Raw genomic sequence first — 651 nt, forward strand, 5'->3', positions numbered from 1 at the left:
GCTGTACAGCGGGTTGAGCGGCAGCAGTTCCTTGATCGCATTGATCAGCGCCATGCCGTAGGCCTTGACCTCGTCGGTCGGCTGGGTCGGCTGGTGCGGGTATTCGACTTCCACCAGGTACGGTGGGCGGTGGTGCTTGAGCCAGGTCTTGATCCGCACGCGGGTCAGGCCCTGGGCGACGAATTGCAGCTTGCCGTTTTCGCGGCTGGCGTGGTGCACCTTCACCAGGGTGCCGTACAGCGGCAGGCTGGAGGTGTCGAAGTGGCGCGGATCTTCGGGCGGGGTTTCCATGAAGAACAGGGCAAGGGAGTGGTGGTCGGACTTGCTCACCAGCTCCAGGGTTTCGGCCCACGGCTCTTCATTGACGATCACCGGCAACACTTGCGCCGGGAAGAAAGGCCGGTTGTGGATCGGGATGATGTAGACCTTGTCGGGCAGGTTTTGCCCTGGGAGGGCCAAGCCAGTGTTGGCGGAAGTGTGTTCAGCGTTTTCCGGGTCGGCGTAGTCGTTGAGGTCGATGTCCGGGAATTCTTGCTGGTCGCTCATGGGGCACCTGCATAAGGAAGTATGCAAGTTAGATGGGGCGGGTCGGCAGTGGTTTCAATGGGGGGGGTGAGATAGCAACATATTGCACAATATTTTCAAAAGCAC

At 60.1% G+C, this 651-nt stretch carries 1 protein-coding gene; it reads right to left on the minus strand.

The features are described 5' to 3' along the window. The coding region (locus tag HX869_RS31235; protein WP_178904182.1) for an LON peptidase substrate-binding domain-containing protein at window positions 1-546 on the minus strand (546 nt) is incomplete at its 3' end. Window positions 547-651 lie beyond the last annotated feature (105 nt).

This window comes from Pseudomonas sp. P7779, from assembly GCF_013386315.1.
GTDB lineage: Bacteria > Pseudomonadota > Gammaproteobacteria > Pseudomonadales > Pseudomonadaceae > Aquipseudomonas.